The 2,204-nt window shown below is 57.8% G+C and carries 3 protein-coding genes; all 3 read left to right on the top strand.

Annotated elements, in window-relative coordinates; genetic code table 11:
• A partial coding sequence (locus VKV18_RS01835) for an RNA polymerase sigma factor (protein WP_324202525.1) occupies nt 1-430 on the top strand: 430 nt, incomplete at its 5' end.
• Between the two features lies 1 nt (nt 431).
• Nucleotides 432-740, top strand: coding sequence for an anti-sigma factor family protein (locus VKV18_RS01830; RefSeq protein WP_324202524.1), 309 nt, complete (start codon nt 432-434; stop codon nt 738-740).
• 92 nt (nt 741-832) lie between these two features.
• Nucleotides 833-1,810, top strand: coding sequence for a UTP--glucose-1-phosphate uridylyltransferase (locus VKV18_RS01825; RefSeq protein ID WP_324202523.1), 978 nt, complete (start codon nt 833-835; stop codon nt 1,808-1,810).
• Nucleotides 1,811-2,204: the final 394 nt, after the last annotated feature.

Genomic DNA, 2,204 nt, shown 5'->3' with positions numbered 1-2,204 from the left:
GCTGCGCAACCGCGAAGATGCCGAGGAGGTAACATCGGAGGCGTTTCTACGGGCGTTTGAACGCGCGTTTTCGTTTCGAGGAGAGGCGCCCTTTCGGGCCTGGCTGTTCGGCATCGTTCGTAATCTGTGTAGAGATCGCCTGCGCCAACCGCGCCTACTGCTTTTAGAGGCTCAGGACATCGAGGCTCAAAAGGATTGCCGCCAACCCTATCGGCAGGTGGAAAACGCTTTGCTGGTGCGTCAGGCGTTGGAGCAACTGCCCGAAGATCAGCGAACGGTGCTTATGCTCTGCGACGTAGAGGAGTGGGATGCGCGGGAGGCCGCCGTGATGTTGGGGCGTTCTGTGGAGGCGACGAAATCCCTGCTCTATCGGGCGCGGCGCTCCCTATGCCGAACGCTTACGGCGATGTTGGAGGAAGACGAAAGCTGAAATGCGATGCGACGACATGGAAACGTTTATTGACCTGGCCGTAGACGGTCTATTACCGGATGAGGCCAAACAGCGTTTGGAGCGGCATCTGTTGCGCTGCGGGCGATGTGCGCATCGGCTAAAAGCGCTGGAAGCGGTGCGGGCCATGGTGCGTCAGGCCATTCCTAGAGCCGAGCCTTCCCCGGCCTATGTGGAGCGCGTGCAGGCGCGGCTGCAAGCTCAGTTTGAGGCCCTGTTTCCAAAAACGGAAACGCCCTCGCCAACGCAGCGCCCACTCCCTTTTCTTCAGGACGATACGACTACCGATTAAGACGAAAGGAGGTTTTTAGCGAAGGCGCGTTGTGGACAGCTTAACCAAACGTTAGTTCAAACCAACGGGACGCGCTTTCTCCAAAAGAGGCTATGAGCAAAGTACGAAAGGCCGTCATTACCGCCGCCGGACGCGGCACCCGTATGTATCCGGCCACCAACACCATCCAGAAAGAGATGCTGCCGCTTATGGACCGCGATGGCATCTGCAAGCCGGCCATTCAGATCATTATCGAGGAGGCTCTGGAAAGCGGCATCGAGGAGGTTTGTCTGGTGGTTAACCCGACGAACTATCCACAGATAAAACAGCATTTTCGGCCGCTGACCAACGAGGAGATACGCCTGTTCAAGGGAAAGGATTGGGCTTTGCTGCAATCGGCCCGACTGCAGCAGATCGCTGCCCGACTGACCTTTGTGGTGCAGGAAAGCCCGGAGGGTTTCGGGCATGCGGTGTACCTAACCCGCGATTGGGTGGCAGACGAGCCGTTCTTGTTGATGCTGGGCGACCACATCTATACTACCGGAGAACAAAAGCGGTGCGCCCGCCAAATTATGGACATCTACGACCGATACGAGTGTTCCGTCTCCGCCGTGCAGCAGACTCCCTCGGAGTTGCTTCACCTGTTCGGCACCGTCTGCGGGGAGCGCATTGCAGAACAACCCCCGGTCTACGAGGTGCACGCCATCTACGAAAAGCCCACCATCGAGTATGCCGAAAAGCACCTGCGGCAAGCAGGCCTCCTGCATGGGATGTATCTCTGTTTCTTTGGTATGCACATTTTTACGCCGGCCATCTTCGATAGCCTGAAATATGCCATTGATAACGATCTTCGGGAAAAGGGCGAGTTCCAGCTGACGAGCGCCCAGGAGCGCGCACGGGCTGCTGGCGAGCGGGTCATTGCCTTTGAGGCAGTAGGTGATCGGCACGATATAGGCATTCCGTTTGGATATGCCCAAACACAGGCAGCGCTCGCCCTCAACTCCGTCTATAAGGAGCAGATGCTGGCTGCCCTGGTGCGTACTTTAGCCGTGCCCCAAAAACAGGTTCCGGAACCGTTCCGTCAAGACTGAGAGAGGCAAAGAAGGGATAGGGAACGCACCGGGCAGTGATCCCTCAAGGGTTGTCCCTCCATGCCCACCCCCTCCCGCGTGCGGGGGGATGAGAGGGGGGCTTTGGCGTCGGCATTCTGCAGCCCCCACCCCACTCCCCTCCCCCACTTTGGGAGAGGGGAGACCAATAAGCCAACTTGCGGTTTTCTGCGCTAACCTTCCCTTCGGAAATTAGGCACACTAGCCCCCTTTCTCCCGAATCGGGGGAAAGGACGGGATAGGGGGCGAACAAGGTAGGCTTGCTGTACGAATTGGCTCTAGAACCGTGAAGCCGGCAGTCTCTACGGCCTCACCCCTCAGAACTGAGGGGAATTGAAACTTAAGATTTCTCGCCTTCGGCTCGAAATGACAGTTG

Origin of the sequence: Chthonomonas sp., from assembly GCF_035294505.1 — a bacterium.
Taxonomy (GTDB): domain Bacteria; phylum Armatimonadota; class Chthonomonadetes; order Chthonomonadales; family Chthonomonadaceae; genus Chthonomonas.
Note: the sequence above shows the minus strand (reverse complement) of the source record. Positions and strands in the feature narration are given on the sequence as shown.